This is a genomic window from Neorhizobium turbinariae (genome assembly GCF_023223505.1).
In the GTDB taxonomy this organism is placed as follows: Bacteria; Pseudomonadota; Alphaproteobacteria; order Rhizobiales; family Rhizobiaceae; genus Neorhizobium; species Neorhizobium turbinariae.
Genome location: NZ_JALPRY010000056.1, coordinates 1 through 1,077, shown reverse-complemented (window position 1 = coordinate 1,077; position 1,077 = coordinate 1). Strand labels below are relative to the sequence as shown.

The window sequence follows — 1,077 nt, the reverse complement described above, 5'->3', positions numbered from 1 at the left end:
TCGACGTCAACGGTGACGTTGTCGCCAGGCATAACCATTTCCGTGCCTTCCGGAAGCGTCACGATACCCGTCACGTCCGTCGTGCGGAAGTAGAACTGCGGACGGTAGTTCGTGAAGAACGGCGTATGACGGCCGCCTTCTTCCTTCGTCAGGATGTAGGCTTCTGCCTTGAACTTCTTGTGCGGCTTGACCGAACCCGGCTTGCACAGAACCTGACCACGCTCGATGCCGTCGCGGTTCACACCACGCAGCAGCGCGCCGATGTTGTCGCCAGCCTGGCCCTGGTCGAGCAGCTTGCGGAACATTTCAACGCCCGTGCAGGTCGTCTTCGTCGTCGGACGAATGCCAACGATTTCCAGTTCTTCGCCAACCTTGACGATACCACGCTCAACGCGGCCCGTGGCAACCGTGCCGCGGCCGGAGATCGAGAACACGTCTTCAACCGGCATCAGGAACGGCTGGTCGATCGGACGCTCAGGCGTCGGGATGTAGCTGTCAACAGCTTCCATCAGTTCGCGGATCGCGTCTTCGCCGATCTTCTTGTCGGAATCTTCAAGAGCAGCAAGTGCCGAACCCTTGATGATCGGAATGTCGTCGCCCGGGAAGTCGTAGGACGACAGAAGTTCGCGAACTTCCAGCTCGACGAGTTCGAGAAGCTCGGCGTCGTCAACCTGGTCAACCTTGTTCAGGAACACGACGATGGCCGGAACGCCAACCTGGCGAGCAAGCAGGATGTGCTCGCGGGTCTGCGGCATCGGGCCGTCAGCAGCCGAGCAAACCAGGATCGCGCCGTCCATCTGTGCGGCACCGGTGATCATGTTCTTCACATAGTCAGCGTGGCCGGGGCAGTCGACGTGCGCATAGTGGCGGTTGGCCGTCTCGTACTCAACGTGCGCCGTCGAGATGGTGATGCCACGTGCCTTTTCTTCCGGCGCAGCATCAATCTGGTCATAGGCCTTGAACTCGCCGAAGTACTTCGTGATCGCCGCCGTCAGCGACGTCTTGCCATGGTCAACGTGACCAATCGTGCCAATGTTGACGTGCGGCTTATTGCGCTCAAACTTGCTCTTTGCCATT

Annotated in this window: 1 protein-coding gene; it reads right to left on the bottom strand. The window is 59.5% G+C overall.

Annotated elements, in window-relative coordinates; genetic code table 11:
* The coding region (gene tuf / locus M0654_RS22590) for an elongation factor Tu (protein ID WP_248684995.1) at positions 1-1,076 on the bottom strand (1,076 nt) is incomplete at its 3' end.
* Position 1,077 lies beyond the last annotated feature (1 nt).